This is a genomic window from Streptomyces sp. NBRC 110611, assembly GCF_001590865.1.
Lineage (GTDB): Bacteria > Actinomycetota > Actinomycetes > Streptomycetales > Streptomycetaceae > Streptomyces.
The window spans coordinates 543,421-567,553 of sequence record NZ_BBUY01000005.1 but is presented as its reverse complement, the minus strand read 5'-3'; the positions used below and the strand labels follow the sequence as shown (position 1 = coordinate 567,553).

The 24,133-nt window shown below is 70.3% G+C and carries 21 protein-coding genes and 1 tRNA gene; 11 read left to right on the top strand and 11 right to left on the bottom strand.

Features of this window, described 5'->3' with window-relative positions; translation table 11 throughout:
* The 6 genes from AZE13_RS15670 to AZE13_RS15645 all read left to right on the top strand — a co-directional run.
* Positions 1-1,586 (top strand): condensation domain-containing protein (locus tag AZE13_RS15670; protein ID WP_258527815.1); only part of this gene is annotated, 1,586 nt, incomplete at its 5' end.
* 110 nt (positions 1,587-1,696) lie between these two features.
* Positions 1,697-2,677, top strand: coding sequence for a TauD/TfdA family dioxygenase (locus tag AZE13_RS15665; RefSeq protein ID WP_181690348.1), 981 nt, complete (start codon positions 1,697-1,699; stop codon positions 2,675-2,677).
* Between the two features lie 86 nt (positions 2,678-2,763).
* Complete coding sequence (locus AZE13_RS15660) at positions 2,764-4,038, top strand: MFS transporter (RefSeq protein ID WP_066931363.1); 1,275 nt, start codon at positions 2,764-2,766, stop codon at positions 4,036-4,038.
* An 18-nt stretch (positions 4,039-4,056) separates the two neighbouring features.
* Complete coding sequence (locus AZE13_RS15655) at positions 4,057-5,229, top strand: cytochrome P450 (RefSeq protein ID WP_258527814.1); 1,173 nt, start codon at positions 4,057-4,059, stop codon at positions 5,227-5,229.
* Positions 5,230-5,334: 105 nt separating this feature from the next.
* Positions 5,335-6,189 carry an ArsR/SmtB family transcription factor gene (locus AZE13_RS15650; RefSeq protein ID WP_066931359.1) on the top strand — a complete coding sequence of 285 codons (855 nt, stop codon included), beginning with the start codon at positions 5,335-5,337 and terminating at the stop codon, positions 6,187-6,189.
* A gap of 28 nt (positions 6,190-6,217) precedes the next feature.
* Entirely contained in the window at positions 6,218-6,979 is a 762-nt protein-coding gene (locus tag AZE13_RS15645) for a thioesterase II family protein (protein ID WP_066931357.1), read from the top strand.
* Between the two features lie 34 nt (positions 6,980-7,013).
* On the opposite strand, the gene AZE13_RS15640 is transcribed toward AZE13_RS15645, so the two are convergent.
* The 5 genes from AZE13_RS15640 to AZE13_RS15620 form a co-directional block, all read right to left on the bottom strand.
* Positions 7,014-9,851: a caspase, EACC1-associated type gene (locus tag AZE13_RS15640; RefSeq protein ID WP_066931355.1), complete on the bottom strand. Its 2,838-nt coding sequence runs from the start codon at positions 9,849-9,851 to the stop codon at positions 7,014-7,016.
* Positions 9,852-10,152: 301 nt separating this feature from the next.
* A tRNA-Ser gene (locus AZE13_RS15635) sits at positions 10,153-10,242 on the bottom strand.
* A 70-nt stretch (positions 10,243-10,312) separates the two neighbouring features.
* Positions 10,313-10,795, bottom strand: a complete 483-nt coding sequence (locus AZE13_RS15630; protein ID WP_066931352.1) for a nucleoside deaminase — start codon at positions 10,793-10,795, stop codon at positions 10,313-10,315.
* Positions 10,796-11,060: 265 nt separating this feature from the next.
* Positions 11,061-11,606: a hypothetical protein gene (locus AZE13_RS15625; protein ID WP_258527812.1), complete on the bottom strand. Its 546-nt coding sequence runs from the start codon at positions 11,604-11,606 to the stop codon at positions 11,061-11,063.
* A 189-nt stretch (positions 11,607-11,795) separates the two neighbouring features.
* Positions 11,796-12,047, bottom strand: coding sequence for a hypothetical protein (locus AZE13_RS15620; RefSeq protein WP_066931483.1), 252 nt, complete (start codon positions 12,045-12,047; stop codon positions 11,796-11,798).
* A gap of 280 nt (positions 12,048-12,327) precedes the next feature.
* Here AZE13_RS15620 and upp point away from each other — a divergent pair, with 280 nt between their 5' ends.
* On the top strand, positions 12,328-12,963 hold the full coding sequence (gene upp, locus AZE13_RS15615) for a uracil phosphoribosyltransferase (RefSeq protein ID WP_066931349.1): 636 nt from the start codon (positions 12,328-12,330) through the stop codon (positions 12,961-12,963).
* Between the two features lie 154 nt (positions 12,964-13,117).
* On the opposite strand, the gene AZE13_RS15610 is transcribed toward upp, so the two are convergent.
* The 3 genes from AZE13_RS15610 to AZE13_RS15600 all read right to left on the bottom strand — a co-directional run bounded on the left by AZE13_RS15610 (position 13,118) and on the right by AZE13_RS15600 (position 15,487).
* The gene (locus tag AZE13_RS15610; RefSeq protein WP_079124019.1) at positions 13,118-13,783 is read right to left on the bottom strand and encodes a LytR C-terminal domain-containing protein; all 666 of its coding nucleotides are present in this window, start codon (positions 13,781-13,783) and stop codon (positions 13,118-13,120) included.
* Between the two features lie 167 nt (positions 13,784-13,950).
* A complete protein-coding gene (locus tag AZE13_RS15605; RefSeq protein ID WP_006604254.1) occupies positions 13,951-14,247 on the bottom strand; it encodes a type II toxin-antitoxin system VapB family antitoxin in 297 nt (98 codons plus the stop codon).
* A 184-nt stretch (positions 14,248-14,431) separates the two neighbouring features.
* Positions 14,432-15,487 carry an NAD(P)-dependent alcohol dehydrogenase gene (locus AZE13_RS15600; RefSeq protein ID WP_066931345.1) on the bottom strand — a complete coding sequence of 352 codons (1,056 nt, stop codon included), beginning with the start codon at positions 15,485-15,487 and terminating at the stop codon, positions 14,432-14,434.
* A gap of 52 nt (positions 15,488-15,539) precedes the next feature.
* On the opposite strand from AZE13_RS15600, the gene AZE13_RS15595 reads away from it, so the two are divergent.
* Positions 15,540-16,466, top strand: a complete 927-nt coding sequence (locus AZE13_RS15595) for a helix-turn-helix domain-containing protein (RefSeq protein ID WP_079124018.1) — start codon at positions 15,540-15,542, stop codon at positions 16,464-16,466.
* 75 nt (positions 16,467-16,541) lie between these two features.
* On the opposite strand, the gene rocD is transcribed toward AZE13_RS15595, so the two are convergent.
* From rocD to AZE13_RS15580, 3 genes are all read right to left on the bottom strand, one after another.
* Positions 16,542-17,828, bottom strand: a complete 1,287-nt coding sequence (gene rocD, locus AZE13_RS15590) for an ornithine--oxo-acid transaminase (RefSeq protein WP_258527811.1) — start codon at positions 17,826-17,828, stop codon at positions 16,542-16,544.
* Positions 17,825-18,637: a dimethylargininase gene (gene ddaH, locus AZE13_RS15585; protein ID WP_066931342.1), complete on the bottom strand. Its 813-nt coding sequence runs from the start codon at positions 18,635-18,637 to the stop codon at positions 17,825-17,827. Before ddaH ends, rocD begins: the two co-directional genes overlap by 4 nt.
* A gap of 266 nt (positions 18,638-18,903) precedes the next feature.
* Positions 18,904-19,428 (bottom strand): Lrp/AsnC family transcriptional regulator, encoded by a 525-nt coding sequence (locus AZE13_RS15580; protein WP_066931341.1) that lies wholly within the window; start codon positions 19,426-19,428, stop codon positions 18,904-18,906.
* Between the two features lie 237 nt (positions 19,429-19,665).
* On the opposite strand from AZE13_RS15580, the gene AZE13_RS15575 reads away from it, so the two are divergent.
* The 3 genes from AZE13_RS15575 to AZE13_RS15565 all read left to right on the top strand — a co-directional run bounded on the left by AZE13_RS15575 (position 19,666) and on the right by AZE13_RS15565 (position 24,003).
* On the top strand, positions 19,666-20,595 hold the full coding sequence (locus tag AZE13_RS15575) for a RimK family alpha-L-glutamate ligase (RefSeq protein WP_066931339.1): 930 nt from the start codon (positions 19,666-19,668) through the stop codon (positions 20,593-20,595).
* Complete coding sequence (locus tag AZE13_RS15570; protein ID WP_066931337.1) at positions 20,592-21,479, top strand: RimK family alpha-L-glutamate ligase; 888 nt, start codon at positions 20,592-20,594, stop codon at positions 21,477-21,479. The genes AZE13_RS15575 and AZE13_RS15570 overlap by 4 nt, the downstream gene beginning before the upstream one ends.
* Positions 21,480-21,651: 172 nt before the next feature.
* Entirely contained in the window at positions 21,652-24,003 is a 2,352-nt protein-coding gene (locus AZE13_RS15565; protein ID WP_079124017.1) for a terpene synthase family protein, read from the top strand.
* Positions 24,004-24,133 lie beyond the last annotated feature (130 nt).

The following is a 24,133-nucleotide window of genomic DNA, read 5'->3' as shown; positions in this document are numbered from 1 at the left end:
AGACGGACCAGTTCGACAGTGCGTACGTCGCGCCGGGCAGCCCGGCCGAGGAAGCCCTTGCGGCGGTGTGGGCCGAGGTGCTGGGCGTGGAGCGGGTCGGCGTGCACGACAACTTCTTCGAGCTGGGCGGCGACTCGATCCTGTCCATCCAGGCCGTCTCCCGGGCCCGTCAGGCCGGCCTGCGGCTCACCTCCAAGCTGATGTTCACCCATCAGACGGTGGCGGCCCTGGCCGGTGCGGTGGAGTGGGACGCGGAGCGCGGTGCCGGGGACGGCGGCGGCGCGGTGACCGGTGAGGTGGAACTCACCCCGATCCAGCGGTGGTTCTTCGACGGGCACGCCGACAACCCGGACCACTACGCGATGTCGGTCCACGTCGAGCTGGCGCCGGGCACCGACGCTGGACTGCTCGGCCGCGCCCTGGCCGCGGTGGCCGCGCACCACGATGCGCTGCGGATGCGCTACCGCCGCGAGGGCGGGCAGTGGGTGCAGGAGTACGGCGAGGGCCCGGCGAGCACCGATGCCCTGCTGGCCGTGCGGGAGTCGGCCGAGGCCGCGGAGGCCGCGGTCGCCGCCCAGCACGCGCTGGACCTGACCTCCGGCGCGCTGGTCAAGGGCGTCTACCTGCGCCCGGAGAGCGAGGGCGGTATGCCCCGGCTCTTCCTGGCCGTGCACCACATCGTCATGGACGGTGTCTCCTGGCGCGTGGTGCTGGAGGACCTGGCCACGGCGTACGCGCAGCTGGCCGAGGGCCGTACGGTGGATCTGGGCGCCAAGACCTCCAGCTACCAGCTGTGGGCGCGGCGCCTGGCCGACCACGTCCGCTCGGGCGCCCTGGACGGTGAACTCGCCTACTGGCAGGGCGTGGACGGGACCCGGGAGATCCCGCTCGACGGGGCGGAGCCGAACACCTACGGCGCCACCGAGATCGTCTCGGCGCACCTGGGCCGGGAGGAGACCGAGGCGCTGCTGCACCAGGTTCCGGCCGTCTTCCGCACCCAGATCAACGATGTGCTGCTGGCGGCGCTGGGCCGGGTGCTGGGCGACTGGGCGGGCGGTCCGGTGACCATCGCGCTGGAGGGCCACGGCCGCGAGGAGCTGTTCGACGATGTCGATCTGTCCCGCACCGTGGGGTGGTTCACCACCATCTACCCGGTGACCCTGGACGTGCCCGAGGGCGACTGGGCGCGTGCGCTGAAGTCCGTCAAGGGCAAGCTGCGCAAGCTGCCGGGCCGCGGTCTGGGCTACGGCGCGCTGCGCCACCTGTCCGGGCCCGACGGCGCCGGCCGGGCGCTGGCCGTCCAGGATCAGCCGCGGGTGAGCTTCAACTACCTGGGGCAGTGGGACGGCACCACCAGCGACGACGGGCTCATCCGGGGCCGGCTGGAGGGTCTGGGCCGGGACCAGGCGCCGGAGCAGGCCCGGCCGCATCTGATCGATGTGGTGGCGGCGGTGAGCGAGGGCGAGCTGCGGATCGACTGGATCCACTCGCCCGGCAGCCACCGCACGGCCACCGTCGAGCACCTCGCGGAGGGGCTCCTCGACGCCCTGCGGCAGATCGTCGACCGTACGCGGCGCGGACGCTGACCGTATGCCGGTCCCGCGGCCGCCGCGGCCGCGGGACCGGCAGCCCTTCCGCACCTCATTTCTCCCCACGCTTTCTTCTGCTGTCGCACATCTTCGAAAGGTTTTCCGACATGGCTCGCTACGTCCTGAGCGACGAGGAAAAGTCCCAGATCGAGAGGATCGCCGATGACTTCATCGCCGGCCATCCCGTCTGGGATCTGCACGCCTACGCGGACGAGGTACGCCTCGAGGCCGAGAACCTCCCGGTCGGACTGCGGAAATTCCTGGTCGGCGCGCGCGCCGAGGAGGATGCCGTGATCCGGGTGGCCAACCTCCCGGTCAGCGACGACCTGGTGGCGACCCCGCCGAGCTGGCAGATAGCGGAGAAGGAGGGTGCGGCGCTGCGCGAGGAGCTGGTACTGCTGCTGGTCTCCTCCGTGCTCGGCGACCCGTTCGCCTGGGCCAACCAGCAGAACGGCCGCCTGGTCCACGACGTGTGCCCCTCCAAGGGCCAGGAGGCGTCGCTGACCAGCGCCAGCAGCGAGCAGCAGCTCACCCTGCACACCGAGGACGTCTTCCACACCTGCCGCGGCGACTACGTCGTGCTGATGTGCCTGCGCAACCTCGACCAGGTGGGCACGACCGTGGCGCGGGTGGACGCGGTGGAGTTCCCCGAGGACGTCCGGCAGGTACTCCACCAGAACCGCTTCCGCTTCTACCCGGACGACTCGCACGTCGAGGAGGCCATGCGGGACGGGGCCGGCCCGGTGGCGCTGGACGAGCGCGTGCACGAGGTGGCCTCGGTGCTCTTCGGCCCCGAGGACGATCCGTACCTGCGTATCGACGCGGACTTCACCAGCCCGCTGCCCGGTGACGCGGAGGCCGAGCGGGCCATGAACTTCGCGGCGGAGCAGCTGGCCGGCGCCACCGAGCGAGTCGTCCTGAACCCGGGCGAGGTGGCGTTCATCGACAACTACCGCGTCATCCACGGCCGGGACACCTTCACCCCGCGCTACGACGGCACGGACCGCTGGCTCAAGCGCACCAGCCTGATCCGTGACCTGCGCCGCACCTATGTGCACACCCGCCGGCGCTCCCGCGTCGTGGGCTGAGCCCTGTCGTCTCGTACCCGCCGCCGTAGTCAACCAAGGGAGCAGAAGCCGTGGCTCGTCCACAATCGGGTAAAGCCAGTTTCACCTTGCTGTGGACGAGCCAGACCTTCAGCGAGTTCGCCTACAGCACCTCGGTGATCGTGCTGCCGCTGCTCGTGCTGACGCTCACCAACTCGCCCTCGCAGGCCGGCATCATCGGCTTCGTCGACGCGGTGGCGATGTTCCTGGCCGGGCTGCCGGCCGGGGCGGTCGCCGACCGCTACGACCGCCGCACGATCATGCTCGGCTGCGAGGCCGCCCAGATCCTGGTCTTCGGATATCTGGCGCTGTCGCTGTGGACGGGTGCCCCGTCCCTGACCGCTCTGGTACTGCTGGCGCTGGTCAACGGCGCGGCCACGGCCATGATGCTGGCGGCCGGCGAGGCGCTGCTGCCGACGCTGGTCGGCGAGGAGAAGCTCTCCGGCGCGGTGTCACTCAACTCGGCCCGTACGTACGCCGGTCAGCTCGCCGGAACCTCGGCGGGCGGCTTCCTGCTCGCGCTGAAGAACGCCTTCCCGTTCGGGGCCGGCGCGCTGGCGCATCTGCTCAGCTTCGGCCTGCTGCTGTTCCTGCGTCCGCCCGCCGCACCGCCACGGGAGCCCTACAAGGGCAACCGGGGACGGGAGCTGAGCCAGGGAATCCGCTGGATCGCCCGGCACCCCTTCCTGCGGCTCACCCTGCTGTACGCGGTGGCGACCAACCTGTTCTTCGGCGTCATCTACTTCATCGTCATCGCCTCCGCGAAGACCAGCGGGATGAACTCCGGGCTGATCGGGGTGATGGCGGCCCTGCTCGGCGTGGGCGGGCTGCTGGGCGCGCTGGCGGCGCCCGCACTGCAGCGCGTCCTGACCGGGTCGCGCGCGGTCTTCGCCGTGCTGTGGGTGTTCGCGGTGCTCACCGTCGGCATCGCGCTGCTGCCCGGCGGGTATCTGCCCGGCGTCCTGCTCGGTGCCATCGCCTTCGCCGCACCGACCGCCAACGCGGCCATCACCACGTACCAGCTGCTGCTGACCCCGGACGCGCAGCGCGGGCGGGTGATGAGCGTGGCCAATGTCGTCAGCGGTGTGGGCGGGGCGGTCGCGCCGCTGGTCGGCGGAGTGCTCTTCGACCTCACCGGTCGCACGGCCGGGCTGCTCTCGTGCGCGGGTGTGGTCACCCTCCTCGCCCTCTCGGCGGTGCTCAGCCCCACCATGCGCGGCTTCACCCCGCCGGTGCCCCCTACTGCGGCCCCGCCCGTGACCCCGCCCGTGCCGGAGAGCGAGGCGCCCGAGGACGTGCCCGATGAATCGCCCTCCGCTTCCCCTGCCCGCCAACGGACCTGAAAAGAAATGGTGTTCACCATGGACCTCGGAAACCCTGATCTCTACACCACCGAAGACCGCTTCACCATGTGGCAGGAGTACGTCGCGAACGACGCCAAGATCTGGAGCGAGCCGGGCAGCTCACCCCATGGATTCTGGTCGCTCTTCTCGCACCAGGACGTCAGCGCCATGCTCTCTCCCAAAGCGCCCTTCACTTCCGAGCACGGCATGATGATCGGCTTCGACGCAGAGAAGCCGGACAACGCCGGTGGCCGTATGCTCGTGGTATCCGAAGGGAAATGGCACTCCACCCTCAAGCGGCTCATCGGTCCGTTCCTCTCCCGGCTGCGCGCCCCGGAACTGGAATCCGTGCTGCAGCGCGAGGTCAAGGAGATTGTCGAGCGGATGAAGGCCGAGGGCACCACCGACGTCGCCCTCGAAGTCGGGCCTCGGCTCCCGGCGGCGATTGTCTGCGAGGTCATCGGCGTTCCGCTCAGCGACCGGCCGCGGCTGATCGAACTGACCAACCACGCCTTCGGCGGAGAGGACAGTTCCTTCAACAAGATGACGTCCGGCGTGGCCCACTCGGAAATTCTCTTCTATTTCTTTGAATTGATCGAGGAGCGCGCGAAGAACCCGGGTGACGACCTCGTCAGCACACTGCTCACGGACGGCCGGCTGTCTGCTGACGATGTCCTCATCAACTGCAATAACGTACTGATCGGCGGCAACGAGACCACCCGGCATTCCATTACCGGCGCCTTCCACATCTTCCAGGCGTTCCCTGAGGTCCTCAACGCGCTCCGGGACGACCCCGAGCTGCTGGACACCGCCGTTGAGGAGGTCGTGCGCTGGACCTCACCGGCCATGCACGTACTGCGTGTCGCCACCGAGGACGTCACCATCGGCGGGCAGGACATCCGCAAGGGCGAGCCGGTCGTGGGCTGGCTGTCGGCCGCGAACCGTGACGCACGGCTCTTCCCGGAACCGCATGCGTTTCGTGCGGACCGCAAGCCCAACCGTCACCTGGGATTCGGAAATGGCCCGCACCATTGTCTGGGCGCGGCGCTGGCCCGTATCGAGCTGCGGGAACTTCTGCGGGAGCTCTCCCAGGAGGCCGAGGCGGTCCGGCTGAATAGCGACCCGAGGTGGATGCGCTCCAACTTGGTCCAGGGCTACCAGAGCCTGCCGGTCACCATGGAATGGCGCTGAGCGCATGCACGTTCAGGAGTGAGACCACCCTCACCCGCCATCGTGGAATCGCTCGGGTAAGATCATCGGCGATCGTACGGGGGCAGGGGGGATTGGGGTGCGGAATTGGTAGCCCTGGGACTGGCCGTCGAGGAGCTGGCGCGCATCCGCGTCATGAGCACGCTCGGCCTGGCAGCCGAGACGTATTTCGCCTGGCAGCGTTACACCGAGCCGCAGTCCGATGTGTTCACGGAGTGGCGTAAGAAGACCAGGAGTCGACTACGCCGGATGATGGCGGCGGGCACCGTGGTGAAAACCCCGCGACCGCTCATGGAGTCCGTGGACCCGGATTCGCAGCCCGCCCGGGATTTCTCGCCACGCGAGAAAGGCGAGCTCAGCGATGGCAACGCTTTCCAGGGCGCGGCGGTCCGGCCGTATTGGAAACGCATCGCCCTCAGCCTGGAAACGGAACGCACCGCGCGGGGACGGGACGTCCTGGAGAACGGGATGGAGGGTGTGCTGAACGCCCTTCATCCCGCGATCAGCTGGGAGGCGCCCGTGCTGCGCATCGCCGACGGCCACCCCGACCGCGAGGTCTCGCTGGGCGGCCGCCGGCTCACCCTCGTGCCCTCCCTCTTCGCCCAGCAACCGCTGGTCCTCGACTCCGCCCTGGGCCCCCAGGACTCCCTCCTGCTCGTCTACAACATCACCCCCGACCCGGCCGGTGCCGCGGCCCTCTGGCAGGACGAGCCCACCGACTCGGCGCTGCCCTCCCTGCTGGGGCGCACCCGCGCCGACGTCATGGAGTGCCTGCGGGAGACCGGCTCCACCGGGGAGATAGCCCGCCGGCTGAAGATCTCCAACCCCTCGGTGAGCCAGCACATCGGTGTACTGCGGCGCGCCGGGCTCGTCGCCACCGAGCGACGGAACAACGCCTCCGTCCACACCCTGACCCCACTGGGCGAAGCGGTGCTCGGCTAGAGAAAGGCCCCAGATCCCCATGCCCTCCATGCCCCCCAAGTCCGCCCATTCCCCCCAGACCCCCAAGACCCCCTGGCTCGTCGTACCCCGCCCCAACCCGTCCGCCGCCCGCCGTCTGGTCTGCTTCCCGCACGCCGGTGGCAGCGCGAGCTTCTTCCGCACCTGGGCGCAGCACCTCGACCCCACGGTCGAACTGCAGGTGGTGCAGTACCCGGGCCGGGAGAACCGGATAGCCGAGCCGTTGCTGGGCACCATGGACGAGGTGGCCTCCGCCGCCGCCCGGGCGCTGCGCGCCGACGGCCGGGAGACGATCCTCTTCGGCCACAGCATGGGTGCGGCGGTCGCGTACGAGGTCCTGCGCATCCTCGAGGCGGACCGGGCCTCGGCGGTCACCCGGTTGTGCGTCTCGGGCCGACGGCTCACCGGTCCTTCCGCGGACCGCGTGATCACCCCGCTCACCGACGACGAGCTGATCGCCTCGATGGGCGCGCTCGGCGGTACCCAGAGCGCCATCCTGGAGGACCCGGACATCCGCGCGATGGTCCTCCCGATCCTGCGCAACGACTACTTCCTCATCGACTCCTACCGGCCGGACCCCGCCGCCGCACCGGTCACCGCGGAGGTCGTCGCCCTGACCGGCGACGCCGATCCCCGGGTCACGGAGGCACAGATGAAGGAGTGGGCCCGGATCACCACCGGCCCCTTCGCCTGCCACACCTTCCCCGGCGGGCACTTCTACCTCGCGGAACACAGCGCGGCCCTGGCCCGGATCGCCACGGCTGACATCTGAGCGAGCCCACAGGGCAGCTGAACGGGCGGCCAGGTCAATTCCCCTCGCTGTTCCCCTTACTGTTCCCTTTGCTGTTCTCCTTGTTGTTCTCCTGGATGCCCAGTGAGGCGAAGTCGTAGTTGCCGTAAGCGTGGGAGGTGTACACATTGGTCAGCCGGGGGCTGCGCCAGGTGACGATCCGGTCGTATACCAAAGGCAGGTAGTAGGCCTCCTTCGTGACCGTGTGGTTGATCTGCTCGTAGAGCGCACTGGCCGCTTCCGGGCCGGTGGCCGGGGAGGCGGTGGCCGCGTCGAGCGCCACATCCACGGTCCGGTTCCTGACCTCGGGGAGGTTGACATTTCCGCTCGGCGGGATGGCTTTGCTGCTGACCAGCGGCTGCCAGAACGTCTGCCCGGTAGGGAAGTCGGCACCCCAGCGCGCTATGACGATGCCATATCCGTTCTTCTCCACGACCTTCGGTGAACCGGTGATCTCGACCGCGCGCAGCCTGTCGAATTTCTCGATCCGGGTGTCGATACCGGCCTTTCGCAGCGATCCCTGAAGGGATTCGGCAGCGTCCACCTCTTCCGGCACCTCGCGCACCGCGATCGTCGTGGCGAATCCGTCCGGGCGGCCGCAGGACCTCAACTCGTCCCTGGCCTTGGCCAGATCCGGCCCGCCGCCGTTCTTGCGCACGCCGTACGGGTCGAACGTGGCGTCCGAGCCCGGGAGCCCCGGCGGAAAGAGATTCGGCGCGATATCGCCGAGCGCGGACCCCCCGAGCGCGCTCTGCAGCATCTTGTGATCGGCCGCGTAGATGACGGCCCTACGGCAATGGACGTTGTCCATCGGCTTGACCGACTGCGGAAAAGCTGCGTAACGGACGGAACCGGTGAAGGGATGGTCGAGATTCTTCTTGAGGCCGGCATCCTCCATCGTTGTGGACCGGACGGACCGGCCCAGCCCCCGGGAGTCGAGCGCCAGGTCGAAGTGGCCCTGCGACAGCGCGAGGTCCGCAGCGTCCGGATCGCTGAAGAAGGTGACCTCGATCTTGTCCGGCAACGCTGTGCGGACGGGATCGGTGGCTTTCTTCCAATGGCGGTTGCGGACCAACTCCAGCTTTTTATTCGGCTCGTAGGTATGGAACCTGTACGGCCCACTGGAGAACGGGAGCCGGCCGTACTCCGCCCCTTTGTCCTTCGTCCGTTTCACCGGCGAGGCGGCGGTCATGGCCAGCAGCTGCTCGAATTCACTGTTGGGCTCGGGCAGTTGAAAGACGATGGTCCTGGAATTGGGTGTCTCGATTGCCTTCAGGCCCAGCTTGTCCCGGGACTCGTCCTTGTACGGACCGCGGTAGGTGTGGTTCGGATCGAGCGCCTGCTGGAGGTGGACCGGTCCCCCGGAAACGACGTCCTGCGCCCAGAGCCGCTCGATCCCGTACTTGATGTCCATGGAGGTGATGGGGGTGCCGTCCTCCCAGCTGACCCCCGCGCGCAGCGTGTAGGTGTACCTCTTGCCATCGCTGGAAATCGTGGCCGTGCTGGTGGCCAGATCCGGTGTGAGCTCGGCGCTCTTGGCGCCCGGGGCGGCTGCGTAGGTCACCAGTTGGCGGGTGTAGAAGCGGGCGAAGTTCCAGACGAATCCGTAGTAACTGCGCTGTGGATCCCAGGAATCGGCTTCCGTGCCGGCGAACTTCAGCGTTCCGCCAGTGGCGGTCGATGCGTTGACCACACCTTTGGCCGCTGCGTTGTACGCGGCGGCACCGGAGCTGCCCCCGGTGTCGTCGGGCCGGTCCGGCAGCCAGCTGAGAAGGGTGGGGACGCCGGCGACAAGGAGCACCCCCAACGACACCACCCCGATCCTGAACCACGAGGAGCCGTGGATGCCGGGTCTCCGGAGAAACCGGGCCCCGGCGCGGGTGGAGGTCGGCCGCGGGTTATCCGCGGACCCCGGGGATTCGCCGTCCGGGGCGCGCTCGTCGGCCTCCGCGTCGGCCTTCACGTCAGCCTTCGCGTCGGCCTTCACGTCAGCCTTCGCGGCGGGCTTCCCGGGCGGGAGCGGAGGGATGCCGGACGCAGGAGCTGGCGCCTCGGGCCGGGGCGGCGGCGTTTCGTGGCGCTCCGGGGCCGGGTCCTCGGGCGGAGGCGGCAGTCGCATGCGGTTGCGCGCCAGCGCGATCATCCCGCCCGCATTCCGGTTGCGTTGCTGCGGGAGCGGTCTGCTCTTGGCCGCCAGTACGGAGTGCAGATGCCGGAACAGCGTATGCATGTCCAGCAGGGGCGGACCGTCCGCGATGCCCTCGGCCAGGAGGGTGATCAATTCGCCGGTGAAGGCGGTGAACTCCTCGCCTGGAGGGGACAGGGCCGTTCGGGTCTCCGCGGAGGCCGCCAACACGGACGTGCCCTCGATGCGGGCGCGGTCGGCGACCTGATCGGTGCCGCTCATACCGCCCAGCAGCGCCCGGCCGCTGTAGCAGCAGTCCAGGATCACCACCTTGCGCCGGGCCCTGACCTGCGGATCGAGAACGGCCCGGCGCACCCACTCGTACGGCAGTGCACTGTAGATGCGCCGCTGGTCCGAACTGGGCAGCGCCAGAAACAGCTCGTCGCTGTACGGGTCGGTGAGCCCATGGCCCGCGTAGTAGACGACCAGCGTGTCGGTGGTCTGCAAGGCGACGCTGTGCAGGGTGTCGAGCACCACCTCGGCGCTCGCCGGCTGGGGCAGCACGACACAATGCGCATCCGGCAGGCCCCACAGCGTCTCGTCGGTGAACGTCCGCTTGAGCCCGGTCAGGTTGCGTTCGACGGCGGGCAGGTCTTCCAGGCTCTCGTAATCATGGACGCCGACGAGCAGCGCCCGCGAGGTGGCGGGGTCGGGTAAGGCTGCGGTCACCGCTGCTGATCCGCCCCTGTGCCGCCCGCCACCGCCGAGCCCCGTTCCTCGCCGTCGCCGTCGCCGTCCACGATGATGCCGACCCGCACTCTTGCGCCCCTCCCTGGGGGCCGCAGCCCGTATGGGGCCCCCAACAGGAGTGCCCATGCTAGCCACTTGCCCAGGTCGGAGGGAGCGATTGTCCTCGCCCGCCGGCAGGGGCGCGGGGTAGCGCACTGGCTCTCAGTGGCACCGCCGTGCTGCACAGGCCACACGCAAACACCCCCCTGGCCTGCGTTTCCGCAGTCCAGAGGGGTGTTACTGGCGGTAGCGGTGGGATTTGAACCCACGGAGGAGTTGCCCCCTCACGCGCTTTCGAGGCGCGCTCCTTCGGCCGCTCGGACACGCTACCGAGAGAGAGCTTAGCCCACGGGTGGCCATGCGCCGAAATCGGATTCCCGGGGCCTCCCGGGAGCCCCCGTTCAGCGGTCGCGGAAGAACGTGGTGAGCAGGCCCGCGCACGGGGCTTCGAGGACACCGGTGATGACCTCGGGGCGGTGATTGAGACGTCGGTCACGGACCACGTCCCAGAGGGAGCCGACGGCACCGGCCTTGGCGTCGCGGGCACCGTAGACCACCCGGTCCACCCGGGAGAGCACGATCGCGCCGGCGCACATCGTGCAGGGTTCGAGGGTGACGACGAGGGTGCAGCCGGTCAGCCGCCACTCGCCCGCCCGTCTCCCACCACCGCCCCCGCCGGAATCGCTGCGCGATGCTTCCTCTCTTAGGTTGCGGGCCGCCTCCCGCAGGGCGAGGACCTCGGCGTGTGCGGTCGGGTCGCCGGTGGCCTCGCGCTCGTTGTGGCCGGTCCCCAGGATCGTGCCGTCCGCGGACAGCACGACGGCACCCACCGGGACGTCGCCGGTCCCGGGGGCGCGGGTGGCCTCCTCCAGCGCCCGCCGCATCGGTGCGAGCCAGGGGTCGCGGAGAGGGTCGGGCAAGGGGGCGGACAGGGGGTCGGGCGCCGGTACCGGGGACGGGCCGGCGCGAGGCGCGGGAGCGGGGACGGGATCTGCCATGCCACCAGTGTCGGTGACGGCGTCGCCGCGGTGCTCGTGACGACGTCGCCACCCGCGCTGATGCTGCCACCCGCGCTGACGCCGCCGCCGGTGCTGGTGACGGCGCCGCCGGTGCCGGTGACGCTTCCTGGTGTCCCGGAGTGTCCCGGAGCTACCTCACGGCCTCCAGGAGGTCCGAGCAGCCGATCATGTCGGCGATGTCGCTGAGCGCATCGCCCTCCAGGGCCAGCAGTACGGTCTCGTCGATGCCGAAGTCCTCCAGGAGCTTGGCGTCGCCGAGCGGGCCCTGCGGGGCGCGGGTGGCGGCGGAGTCCTCCGCCTCGTCCTCGCCCCGGTCGGGCTCACCGTCCTCCGTGCCGTCCAGGTTGAGCGTGTCCAGGTCGTCCGTGTCGCTCTCCTCGTGGCCGAGCAGCTCATCGGTCAGCATCGTGCCGTACGAGCTGCGGGCGGCGACGGCCGCGTTCGAGATGAAGACGCGAGGGTCGTCCTCGCCGTCCACACGGACGACGCCGAACCACGCGTCCTCCTGCTCGATCAGCACCACCGCCGTCTCGTCCTCGCCCACCGCCTCTCGGGCCAGGTCGGCCAGATCGGCCAGGGTCTCCACATTGTCGAGCTCCGTATCGCTCGCTTCCCACCCGTCTTCGGTGCGCGCGAGCAGTGCGGCGAAGTACACCGTGACTCTCCCACTGGTCATAGGCGTGCCGGGCCGGGCGGGGCGGCGCTGCACGCCGTTGGTCCCGCCCCTTCGGAATCGTGGCAGAAACATGGCGTCTGCGCGGTGTCTTCGGCGCTGCGTCGTGCGGAGGTTGTGCGAGATGTCGCTCACGTGCCGCAGCGCGGGCGGGTATGCGCAGCGGTTCCGCTAGCAGCGGAACTCGCTCAGCTACCAGCGGAATGTCCGCATCCGCATGGCCTGGCGCATCCGCTCGGCCCGTACGCGGCGCGGCTGGACCCGGTCCCGCAGCTCCTTGGCCTCATGCAGTTCACGCAGGAACTGCGCGCGGCGGCGCCGGCGCGCGGCCGCACTGTCCGCACCGGCTCCGGCAGCGTCCTCCCCGCCGGGGGCCGGGGCAGAGGCGCCGCGGACTATGGGGTCGGGGACTGCTGTGTCCGTGTCATTGGTTCGCTTACGCATACGGTCGGCCACGCTGCACACCACCTCGGGCACTCACCACGGGCGCGGTCTTCGCCCACGGCCGGACGGCCGGACGGACGACCTGGCGACCCGGGGGCCGGGCGACCAGATGGCCGATTGGGCGTATGTGCCCACTTTCCCCCGATTCGACGGTCTGATGCCAACCAAGCCGCATCGATGCCGACCGGTACCACCGTCGGCCGGGCCGGGCGGCCGTGGCCGGACTCCGGGCGCTGCACGGCGGGCGCTGGCACTCTCCGGCTCGGTTACTGTCGATGTCATGCGGATCCACGTCGTCGACCACCCGCTGGTGGCGCACAAACTCACCACACTGCGCGACAAGCGCACCGATTCCCCCACCTTCCGGCGGCTCGCCGACGAGCTGGTGACCCTGCTCGCGTACGAGGCCACCCGCGATGTGCGCACCGAGCAGGTCGACATCGAGACCCCGGTGACGGCGACGACCGGTGTCCGGCTGTCGCACCCCCGCCCCATGGTCGTACCGATCCTGCGGGCCGGTCTGGGCATGCTGGACGGTATGGTCCGGCTGCTGCCCACCGCCGAGGTCGGCTTCATGGGCATGGTCCGCAACGAGGAGACCTACGAGGCGCACACGTACGCCACGCGGATGCCCGACGACCTCTCGGGCCGCCAGGTGTACGTCGTCGACCCGATGCTCGCCACCGGCGGCACGCTGGTCGCGGCGATCCGGGAACTGATCAAGCGGGGCGCGGACGACGTCACCGCGATCTGCCTGCTGGCCGCGCCGGAGGGGGTCGCGGTCATGGAGAAGGAGCTGGCCGGTACGCCGGTGACGGTGGTCACCGCGGCGGTCGACGAGCGGCTGAACCCGGACCGCTACATCGTGCCGGGCCTCGGCGACGCGGGCGACCGCATGTACGGCACGGCCGGCTGAGAACCTGATACGAGGGTCCGGAGCGACGGACCCGGAGTGACGGACACGGTCTGACGGACCCGGAGTGATCACGAGTCGGGCCCCGCACCATGCCCTTGGTGGTGCGGGGCCCGGCCCATGCCACCGGCGCCCCGGTCTCCGTGCGGCCGGACGGTCAGCACTTCGCGTCGGCCGACGGCTCCGGTGACGGGTGGGTCAGCAGCGCCAGGGACCTGGCGGCGGCCTGGGGGGTGGCCAGAGTCTGGAAGGTGTCGCCGAGGAGCAGGTCGAGCTCGGCGGTCTTGCGGTCGTCGGTCTTCTGCTGGGCGCCGGCGAGCTGGGTGCCCAGTACCTTCAGCGGGCCGTCGGCGGCGGCCCTGGAGCCGAGCAGTATCCCGATTCCCTTGACCTTCTTGTCGTAGGCGGCCGGTGCGTTGCCCACCTTGCCGATCTTGAAGCCGCGCTTCTGGAGCTCGTCGGCGGTCTGCTTGGCGAGTCCGGCGCGCGCGGTGGCGTTGAGGACATTGATCGTGAGCGTGCCGGGAGCGGGCAGCTTCCGTACCGCGGGCTGCGCCTGCGCTCCGGCCGCCGCCGCGCCGCCCGGACGGCAGTGTTTCTTGCCCTGGCCTTCCTGAGCGGCCTGGGCGGTGCCGTTCCGTCCGCCGCCGAAGACGTCGATGAGCTGCAGCGTCCCCCAGCCGGCCAGACCGAGGGCACAGACGGTGGCGAGGAGGGTGAGGGCGATCCGGCGACGGTGTCGAGGACGGCGCATCCGCGGATACCTGTCGCCCGTGATGCGGTAGTTCTTACCGCCCATGCCAGGGGGCGTCAGCATGCTCATGGCCGCAGCGTAGTGCGGGTGACAGGCCGTGCCTACTAGATGATCAACGCGTGGCGTGAGAGCCAACCCAAAAGGGCCAATTCGGGCAGGGTGGGTTGGGGTGAGGTGCGTACCGTGTGGGGACTTACGGGAGATCTGCGGGTGTGCGGCGGCGGTGCTGCCGGCGGTCAGTCCAGTTCGAGCACGCGGGCGTGCAGCACCTGGCGCTGCTGGAGTGCGGCGCGCACCGCGCGGTGCAGCCCGTCCTCCAGATACAGGTCGCCCTCCCACTTCACGACATGCGCGAAGAGGTCGCCGTAGAACGTCGAGTCCTCGGCGAGCAGCGTCTCCAGATCGAGCTGCTGTTTCGTGGTCACCAACTGGTCGAGGCGTACCGGGCGCGGGGCGACATCCGCCCACTGGCGGGTGCTCTCCCGGCCGTGGTCGGGGTACGGCCGCCCATTTCCGATGCGCTTGAAGATCACACGGAAAGCCTACCGGGCGAGCGGCCCTGAGCGCAGCCATGCCGCAGCGGCGGAAAGGGGTCATTGGCCGCAAACATGGATCATTGGCGGGGGGCGGGAGCCGCTCACCGTGGCCGGATGCGATCGCTTCGCCGCCGCGGCCGGGCCACCCAGCACGCAGGGGCGCCCAGTGCAGAGCGGCGGCTCAGATCGTCGCCACGTCGATCACGAACCGGTACCGGACATCACTCGCCAGCACCCGCTCGTACGCCTCGTTGATCTGCTCCGCGTCGATCACCTCGATGTCCGCGGCCAGCCCGTGCTCACCGCAGAAGTCCAGCATCCGCTGCGTCTCCGGGAGGCCGCCGATCGCCGATCCGGATATCGACTTCCCTCCCGCGAGCAGTGCGGACGCCGGGACCGACAGCGGGTTCACCGGGGCGCCCACCTGGACCAGGGTGCCGTCCGTGCGCAGCAGCCCGAGGCAGGCGGCCAGGTCCAGGTCCGCCGAGACGGTGTTGATGATCAGGTCGAAGACGCCCGCCAGCTCCTCGAACGTGGCCGGGTCGGAGGTCGCGTAGAAGTGGTCCGCGCCCAGCCGCAGTCCGTCGTCCTTCTTGCGCAGCGACTGGCTCAGCACGGTGACCTCCGCGCCCATCACCTGCGCGAACTTCACCCCCATGTGCCCGAGGCCGCCCAGGCCGACGATGGCGACCTTCTTGCCCGGACCGGCCTTCCAGCGGGCCAGCGGCGAATAGAGCGTGATACCGGCACAGAGCAGCGGGGCCGCGGCAGCCAGCGGAATGCCGTCGGGAATGCGCAGGGCGTAGTTCTCGTCGACGACGAGGTGGGTGGAGTAGCCGCCCTGGGTGGGTTCGCCGTCCCGGCCCGTCGCGTTGTACGTCATGACCGCGCCCAGCTCGCCCGTGCAGTAATGCTCCCGGCCGGCCCGGCAGTTCGCGCACTCCCGGCAGGAGTCGACGAAGTAGCCCACGCCGACCCGATCGCCCACCGCGTGGCGGCTGACCTCGGTGCCCACCGCGGCGACCACACCGGCGATCTCATGGCCGGGGACGATCGGGAAGTTCCCGCCGCCGCCCCAATCGCCGTGCACCGCGTGGATGTCGGAGTGGCAGATACCGGCGTACTTGATCTCGATCAGGATGTCGTGAGCACCCAGCTCCCGGCGCGGGATCGTGATCCGCTCCAGGGGCGCCTTCGGGGCGGGTGCGGCGTACGCGGAGACAGCGGTAGGGGTCATGCCACCGAGATTCCTTCGCCCCAACTCCCCTAGCCAGTGCACCCTTGAACATATGTATGCCGTACCTACCACTGGCAGAACCACCCTGCCCGGCAGAACCACCCCGCCGGACCGGAGCCCCCTTCCCGACGGGAGCACACTGGACCGCCGCACCGAGCTGAGCGAGTTCCTGCGCACCCGGCGGGCCCGGCTGCGGCCTCAGGACGTCGGCCTGCCCGACCACGGTGGGCGGCGCCGGGTGCCGGGGCTGCGCCGGGAGGAGCTGGCCCAGCTGGCCGGGGTGAGCGTCGCGTACTACGTCCGCCTGGAACAGGGCCGCGGCCGCAACGTCTCGACCGCCGTGCTGGACGCCGTCGCCACCGCGCTGCGTCTGACCCCCGCCGAGCGCGACCACCTCAGCCACCTCGCCCGCCCGGCCTCCCACCGGCTGCGCCGCCCGTCCGCAGGCCGTGCGCAGCGCATCCGCCCCGCGCTGCAACAGCTCCTCGACGCGATGGAGAACGTCCCCGGCTACGTCATCGGCCAACGGCTGGACATCATCGGCTGGAACCGGCTCGCCTGCGCCCTGCTCGGCGACTTCTCCGCGTTACCGCCCGAACGCCGCAACCTGGCCCGCCGGATCTTCCTCGACCCGGTGGCCCGCGAGCTGTACGAGAACGGGCCGGCCAAGGCGGCCGACGTGGTCGGCTACCTGCGGCGCGATGCGGGCAGGAATCCCGACGACCCGCACATGGCCTCGCTGATCACCGAACTCTCCGTCCGGAGCGCCGAGTTCCGTCGGCTGTGGGCCGCACACGACGTCCAGGACAAGGGCTTCGGGAGGGAAGTGCTCCACCACCCGGTGGCCGGCCGCCTCACCCTCTCGTACGAGACGCTGACGCTCCCCGCGGACCCCGACCAGCAGTTGATCACCTACCACGCCGAGCCGGGGTCGCCCTCGGCCGAGGCGCTGCGGCGACTGGCTTCGGGCCGGTGGTGATCCAGGCTGATCACCACCGAAACCCTCATGTCCTCAGCTGGGCCAGTACCCGTTGGCCAGGCCAGTGCCCGTTGGCTAGGCCAGTACCCGCTCCAGGCAGTGCAGCGCCGATGCCAGTTCCTCGCTCGTGATGGTCAGGGGCGGGGCCAGCCGGATCGTCGAGCCGTGGGTGTCCTTCACCAGGATGCCCTCCTTCAGGAGGCGTTCGCTGATCTCGCGGCCGGTGCCGAGGGCGGGGTCGATGTCGACGCCGGCCCACAGGCCGCGGGCGCGGAAGCCGGTCACCCCCTTGCCGGTCAGGGCGGCCAGGCCGGAGCGCAGCTCCGCGCCCAGTTCCGCGGCGCGGCGCTGGAACTCGCCGGTGGCGAGCAGCTCGACCACGGCCGAACCGACCGCCGCCGCCAGCGGGTTGCCGCCGAAGGTCGAGCCGTGCTGCCCCGGCCCGAGCACGCCGAGTACGTCGCGGCGGGCGACGACCGCGGACACCGGGACGATGCCCCCGCCGAGCGCCTTGCCGAGGAGGAGGACATCGGGGACGACGGACTCATGGTCGACGGCCAGGGTGGTCCCGGTCCGGCCCAGCCCGGACTGGATCTCGTCGGCGATGAACAGGCACCCGGCCCGCCGGGTCAGCTCACGTACGCCGGTGAGGTAGCCGTCGTCGGGGATGAGCACTCCGGCCTCGCCCTGGATGGGCTCGATGAGCACCGCGGCGGTCGTCTCGTCCACGGCCGCTTCCAGCGCGGCGAGGTCGTTGTAGGGGACGGTGCGGAAGCCGGGGGCGAAGGGGCCGAAGCCGACGCGGGCGGTGTCGTCGTCGGAGAACCCCACGATCGTCGTCGTACGGCCGTGGAAGTTGCCGCCGGCGACCACGATCGTCGCCTGGTCCGCCGGGACGCGCTTGACGTCGTACGCCCACTTGCGGGCGACCTTGATGCCGCTCTCCACCGCCTCGGCGCCGGTGTTCATGGGCAGCACCATGTCCAGGCCGGTGAGCTCGGCCAGCCGCTCGGCGAAGCCGGCGAGTTGGTCGTTGTGGAAGGCGCGGGAGGTGAGGGTCAGCTGGTCGAGCTGGCGGTGCGCGGCCTCGATCAGGGCCGGGTGCCGGTGGCCGAAGTTGAGCGCCGAGTAGCCGGCCAGCATGTCGAGGTAGCGGCGCCCCTCGACGTCCTCGACCCAGACCCCTTCGGCGCGCGCGACGACCACGGGCAGGGGGTGGTAGTTGTGCGCCAGGACCGGGCGTTCGGCCCGAATCAGCTCGGCGGACGAACGGGGCGCGCCTACGGGGGCGGTGCCGGTGCCGGTACCTGTGCCAGGGCCCGTGCCGGTGCCAGTGGGAACGATGCGGGTGGGAGCGGTCATGAGCGGATCTCCTGGGTGCAGCACTTGATGCCGCCGCCGGCCTTGTGGAACTCCGACAGGTCGACGGGGACGGGGAGGTAGCCACGGGCGGTGAGCTGGTCGATGAGACCGGTCGCCTGCGGTGCGATGAAGACATGCCGGCCGTCGGAGACGGAGTTGAGGCCGAAGGCCATGGCGTCGTCGCGGGTCGCTCGCACCGCGTCCGGGAAGAGGCGGGCGAGGACCTCGCGGCAGCCGGGCGAGAACGCTTCGGGGTAGTACGCGATGTTGTCCGCGTCGAGGGCGAAGAGCGCGGTGTCGAGGTGGTAGAAGTACGGGTCCACCAGCCGCAGGCTGACGGTCGGTACGCCGAAGAACTCCTGGACCTCGTGGTGTGCGTCCCGCGTCGTACGGAACCCGGTGCCGGCCAGCAGGTAGCGGCCCGCGGGGACCAGGTCGCCCTCGCCCTCGCACACCGACTCCGGTTGGTAGACGTCGAATCCGGCGGCCTTGAACCAGGTTCCGTACGCGAGGGATTCCGGCCGCCGCTCCGGTGCGTGGAAGAGCGAGCCGAAGACCCGGTTGTCGATGATGACCGCCGAGTTCGCCGCGAACACCATGTCCGGCAGGCCGGGCACCGGGGCCACCGACTCCGTCGTGTGGCCGTACTCGCGGTAGGTGCGGATCAGCGTCTCCCACTGGCGGCCGGCCAGATCCCGGTCGACCGGCGCGTCCTTCCGCATCCAGGGGTTGATGGTGTAGCGCACATCGAAGTGTGTGGGCTCGCAGACCAGATAGCGCCGTGGGCTCGGCACACGACTCGTAGGCACAGAACTATCCCTCCGCTTCCTTGAGTGGGGGTGTGGATGCCGTTTACTTGGACGGGGGTGTACGGGGGCGGGTACGGGGGGCATGCCGAGGCAGTCGGCTGCTGCCGGACCGGCCTGCCACCAGCCGTTACTGATCGTCATCCGCGGTGCATCCACGGTAAGAAAGCGACCATTCCGGCCACAAGAATCGAATGATGCGCAACTGCGCAGGAAAGCTGCGTATCCGAGCCGATGCGCGCGGCTTTCCTGCGTCGGGTTCGTCTGTTCTAGGGCCGGGGCGAAGTGCGGGTCGCGGTGCGGGGCGAGGTACGGGTCGAGGAGCGGCGGGCGCCTGCCTCCGGGCTTTCCGGCAGCAGATGGGAGAGCACCATGTAGCTGATCGTCTTGCGGATGAACGGTTCGGTCCTGATCCGTTCGAGCACCTCCTCGAAGTGCTCGACATCGGTCGCCCGGACGTGCAGCAGCGCATCGGCGTTACCGGTCACGGTCATCGCGGCGGCGATCTCCGGATGGTTGCGCACCACCTCGGCCAGTCGCCTTGGGGGTGCCGCGCTGTCGCAGTACACCTCGACGTACGCCTCGGTCAGCCAGCCCAGCGCGGCCGGGTGCACGGTCGCGGAGAACCCGGTGATCACGTCGTTCTCCCGCAGCCGGTCCACCCGCCGCTTGACCGCGGTCGCCGACAGCCCGATGGCGGTCCCGATCTCCGCGAAGCTCGCCCGGCCGTTGTCGATCAGCGCCGTGATGATCTTGCGGTCGAGGTCGTCGAAGGGCGCGTCCTTGTGGGGCATGGGGCGACTCGCAATCGGGCGTGGCGGCGGGGCGGCGGCGAGGATGTGTCCGACTGAGGATGATGTCCCGCCGTTGCTCGTTCAGCCAAGCACCGTCGGGGTGTAACGGGGGTGTACCGGGTGTAGGGGCACGCGGGGGCTGTCCGGAGTCTGCCGATCTCTCCGTGGGATCCTGTTGCGTCGTGGATCTGCCGTTCGAACGGCGGACGGGCATGCGTCGACGATGAGGGTGCATCGATGAGACTCTGCTTCCTGGTGGAGGAGCAGTACCGCTACGACGGCATGCCGTTGGATGTGATCGGCCGGCTCAGCGCCTGGGGTCACCAGGTGGACGTGCTGTGGCCCGGCCGGTCGCTGATCCCCATATCCGAGGCGATACGGGCGGGCAGTCATGACGCCTGGGTCCTCAAGACGGTCTCCGGCGGCCCGGGGCTGACCCTCCTGGAGGCCGCAGCCGCCGTCGGGCTGCCGACGGTCAACGACGTCCGTGCGATCCGGGGGGTGCGCGACAAGGCGCTGGCCGCGGTGCTGGCCCGGGCCCACGGGCTGCCGGTCCCGGTGACGTACGCGGCGGCCCGGGCCGAGGAGTTCGCGGCGATACCCGAGGCGGAGTACCCGCTCGTGGTGAAGCCCGCGGACGGCAGCTCGGGGCGCGCGGTCCGGTTCGTCGAGTCGCCGAACCGGTTGGTCGAGCCGGGGGACGGGCCGGTCGTGCCGGGGGAGCGGCCGGGGGTGTCGGCCGGGGCGGCCGGGGGGCTGCTGATCGCGCAGCCGTATGTGCCCAACTCCGGTACGGATCTGAAGGTGTACTGCGTCGCCGGTGAGCTGTACGCCACCGAGCGGTGCTCCCCGCTGCACCCCGGGCACGCCGTGACGGAACGTCAGGTCCCGCTCACGCCGGAGGTCGCCGGGATCGCCCAGGAAGTGGGCACCGTCTTCGGGCTCGATCTGTACGGGGTGGACATCCTGCTCGGGCCGGACGGGCCGGTGGTCGTCGACATCAACGACTTCCCCAGCTTCCGCCAGGTGCCGGACGCGGTCGCCCGGGTGTCCGCCGCCGTACTGCGGCTGGCCCGTAGGGGGAACGGGCCGCGGCTGGTCCCGGACCCGGCCGCCTCCGTCGCGGCGGCGACGGTCCCGCTGACGAGTATCGGCGGTGAGCGGTGAAGGTCGGTCTGATCACCGCGGACCCCGGTCATCCGGTGCTGGCGGCGGTCACCCGCCTGCTGACGCCGGAGCATGAGGTGGTGCACCTGGATCCGGAGCATGAGGTCGTGCAGCTCGATCCGGAGGGGATGCGTCCGGGATCGGAGGGCGCGTGTCCAGGACCGGAGGGGCGGGCGGGCCGTGGGCCGGCCGATGTCTACCTCCTCAAGGCCCGTACGCCCCGCGCGCTCGCGCTCGCCGCCCGGCTGGAGGAGTGCGGCGCGCCCGTCCTCAACTCCGTTGCCGCCACGTCCCGTTGCCAGGACCGGGTGGAGATGGCGGAGCTGGCTCGTGCGGCCGGGCTGCCGTTCGCCCGAACCGTCGGCGTGACGACACCGCGCGAGCTGGCCGCGGCCGGGGAGCCGCCCGTTCCGCTGGTGATCAAGAGCCGGTACAGCCGGCGCCATGACCTCGTGGCCCGGGCCGACAGCGCGGTACGCCTGCGGGCGCTGGCCGCCGACTGGCTCGAAGAGCCGGTAGTGGTACAGGAGTTCACGGCGAACAGCGGATGGGACCACAAGCTGTGGGTGGTCGCCGGACGGCTCTTCGCCGGGCTGCGCCGCTCGGAGCTGTCCCCGGAGGGGCGGGGCGGCACGCTGCCGCTGCCGGTCGCGGAGCTCCCGGCGGCCTGGGTGGCGGCCGTGCTCCGGGTCGGCGAGGTATTCGGGCTGGAGGTCTACGGCGTGGACGTCCTCGACGCGGGCGGCGGCGCGCCGCTGATCGTGGACATCAACGCCTTCCCCGGCATCCGGGGCCAGGCGGGAGCGCCCGAGGCCCTGGCGGAACTCGCCCTCCGTACGGCCATGCGGAACGAAGGAAAGGCGTCAGAAGTGGCGTGGCAATGATCGTCGAGCGGAGCTGATCGGCCGCAATGCGCGGCTGGGCGGAACTGGACGGGGCCTCTTCCTCCACAAGGCCTAGTGCGCCGAACGGCAGGGTAGCGCTGCCCCGGCAGGGGGGCGTGGTCCGTGCGTCCTCCTTCCGTACCGTCCGTACGCAGGGGAAGAGGCCGGCAACGTGACACAGCCATTTGAACTGCCCGAGTTCTACACGCCGTATCCGGCGCGGCTCAATCCGCACCTGGAGACGGCACGTACCCATTCCAGGAAGTGGGCCCGCGACATGGGCATGCTGGAGGGCTCGGGCATCTGGGACGAGAGCGACCTCGACGCCCACGACTACGCGCTGCTCTGCTCGTACACCCACCCGGACTGCGACGCCGATGCGCTCTCCCTGGTGACCGACTGGTACGTCTGGGTCTTCTTCTTCGACGACCACTTCCTGGAGAAGTTCAAGCGGACGCTGGACCGGGAGGGCGGCAAGGAGTACCTCGACCGGCTGCCCGCCTTCATGCCGATGGACGACGCCACGCCCGTGCCCGAGCCGGCCAACCCGGTCGAGGCGGGGCTCGCCGACCTGTGGGCGCGCACCGTGCCGCAGATGTCGATGGCCTGGCGGAAACGGTTCGCCGAGAGCACCGAGCACCTGCTCAACGAATCGCTGTGGGAACTGTCCAACATCAATATCGCCCGGGTGCCCAACCCCGTCGAGTACATCGAGATGCGCCGCAAGGTGGGTGGCGCGCCCTGGTCGGCGGGCCTGGTGGAGTACGCGACCGGGGCCGAGGTACCGGCGGCCGTCGCGGACTCGCGCCCGCTGCGGGTGCTGCGCGACACCTTCGCCGACGGCGTCCACCTGCGCAACGACCTCTTCTCCTACCAGCGGGAGACCGAGGACGAGGGCGAGTTGAGCAATGGTGTCCTGGTGCTGGAGACCTTCCTGGACTGCACCACCCAGGAGGCCGCGGACGCTGTCAACGACCTGATCACCTCGCGGCTCCAGCAGTTCGAGAACACTGTTGTCATGGAGCTGCCGGCGCTCTTCCTGGAGAAGGGGCTGGACGCCGGGGCCTGTGCGGATGTGCTGGCGTACGCCAAGGGGCTACAGGACTGGCAGTCGGGCGGCCATGAATGGCATATGCGCTCCAGCCGCTATATGAACGGCGGCGGGGCGGCGGCCCATGCCGGGGTACGGCCCTGGTCCGTGGTTCACGCCGCGGTACCGCACGTGCGGCCCTGGTCCGTGGCCCACGCCGCGGAACCGCCCTGGTCGCCGTCCCGCGTGGGTGGCCTCGGCACCTCCGCGGCGGATCTGAAGGCGGCGCTGGCCACGGGCGGTGCGCACCGCTTCCGCAGCGCCACCCACATCCCGCACCAGCAGGTCGGGCCGTCGCAGATCCCCGACATCGCCCTGCCGTTCCCGCTCAGCCTCAGCCCCCATCTGGAGGGCGCCCGCCGCCGGGTGATCGAGTGGGCTCACCGGATGGGCATGCTCCAGCCGCAGCCCGGCGTGCCGCTCTCGGACGTGTGGGACGAGCCCGCGATGGTCCGCCACGACCTGGCGCTCTGCGCGGCTGGCCTCCACCCGGACGCCACGCCGGAGCAACTCGACCTGAGTTCCCAGTGGCTGGCCTGGGGCACGTACGCGGACGACTACTACCCGCAGGTCTTCGGCCGGACCAGGGACATCGTCGCGGCCAAGGCGTGCACCGAGCGGCTGTCGTCGTTCATGCCACTCGACCTCTCCGCCACCGCATCGGGTCTCTCCGCCACCGCATCGGGGCCCGACGTCCGCACGCCGGAGCCGGTCAACGCCCTCGAACGGGCGCTTGCGGACCTGTGGACGCGCACCGCGGGACCGATGACGCCCGCGGCGCGCCGAAGCTTCCGCCATGCCATCGACACCATGACGGCCAGCTGGCTCTGGGAGATCGAGAACCAGGTCCAGAACCGCGTCCCCGACCCCGTCGACTACATCGAGATGCGCCGAGCCACCTTCGGCTCCGACCTCACCATGGCTCTCAGTCGCATCGGCCACGGCCGGCAGGTCCCGCCGGAGGTCTACCGCACCGGCGCGATGCGCTCGCTGGAGAACTCCGCCGCCGACTTCGCATGCCTGATGAACGACGTCTTCTCGTACCAGAAGGAGGTCGAGTACGAGGGCGAGGTGCACAACGGCATCCTGGTCGTCCAGACCTTCTTCGACTGCGACTACCCGAGCGGGCTGGCCATCGTCACGGACCTCATGACCTCCCGTCTGCGGGAGTTCCAGCATGTCGCCCAGGAACAACTACCGGTCGTCTACGACGATTTCCACCTCTCGGACGAGGCGCGTGAGGTGCTGGACGGCTATGTGCACGAGCTGGAGAACTGGATGGCCGGAATCCTGAACTGGCACCGGGGCTGCCGCCGCTATGTCGAGCCCGAGCTACGCCACCCGCAGGGTTCGCCGGGCCGGCTGGGCGCGCCGACCGGGCTCGGCACGTCCGCGGCCCGGCTCTTCCAGCGGGCGGTGGCGGTGGCGGGGTAGGCGCCGCTGCCTGTACAGGGGCACGGCGTATGGTCCCGCGCCGTGCCCCTGTGCTCCTCCCGTGCGCGCTGTCGCGACATGTGCCACGGACCTATGGTTCATGCCCCCGCAGGTGGCGGAGTTGGCGGCA

Bases quoted from the DNA above. Each gene is read 5' to 3' on its own strand.
- AZE13_RS15610 (WP_079124019.1), bottom strand. From the start codon at position 13,783: ATGAGCATGCTGACGCCCCCTGGCATGGGCGGTAAGAACTACCGCATC.
- AZE13_RS15575 (WP_066931339.1), top strand. From the start codon at position 19,666: ATGAGACTCTGCTTCCTGGTGGAGGAGCAGTACCGCTACGACGGCATG.
- AZE13_RS15645 (WP_066931357.1), top strand. From the start codon at position 6,218: ATGCCCCCCAAGTCCGCCCATTCCCCCCAGACCCCCAAGACCCCCTGG.
- upp (WP_066931349.1), top strand. From the start codon at position 12,328: ATGCGGATCCACGTCGTCGACCACCCGCTGGTGGCGCACAAACTCACC.
- rocD (WP_258527811.1), bottom strand. From the start codon at position 17,828: ATGACCGCTCCCACCCGCATCGTTCCCACTGGCACCGGCACGGGCCCT.
- AZE13_RS15625 (WP_258527812.1), bottom strand. From the start codon at position 11,606: ATGACCAGTGGGAGAGTCACGGTGTACTTCGCCGCACTGCTCGCGCGC.
- AZE13_RS15665 (WP_181690348.1), top strand. From the start codon at position 1,697: ATGGCTCGCTACGTCCTGAGCGACGAGGAAAAGTCCCAGATCGAGAGG.
- AZE13_RS15580 (WP_066931341.1), bottom strand. From the start codon at position 19,428: ATGCCCCACAAGGACGCGCCCTTCGACGACCTCGACCGCAAGATCATC.
- AZE13_RS15630 (WP_066931352.1), bottom strand. From the start codon at position 10,795: ATGCGGCGGGCGCTGGAGGAGGCCACCCGCGCCCCCGGGACCGGCGAC.
- AZE13_RS15600 (WP_066931345.1), bottom strand. From the start codon at position 15,487: ATGACCCCTACCGCTGTCTCCGCGTACGCCGCACCCGCCCCGAAGGCG.
- AZE13_RS15655 (WP_258527814.1), top strand. From the start codon at position 4,057: ATGGACCTCGGAAACCCTGATCTCTACACCACCGAAGACCGCTTCACC.
- AZE13_RS15595 (WP_079124018.1), top strand. From the start codon at position 15,540: ATGTATGCCGTACCTACCACTGGCAGAACCACCCTGCCCGGCAGAACC.
- AZE13_RS15620 (WP_066931483.1), bottom strand. From the start codon at position 12,047: ATGCGTAAGCGAACCAATGACACGGACACAGCAGTCCCCGACCCCATA.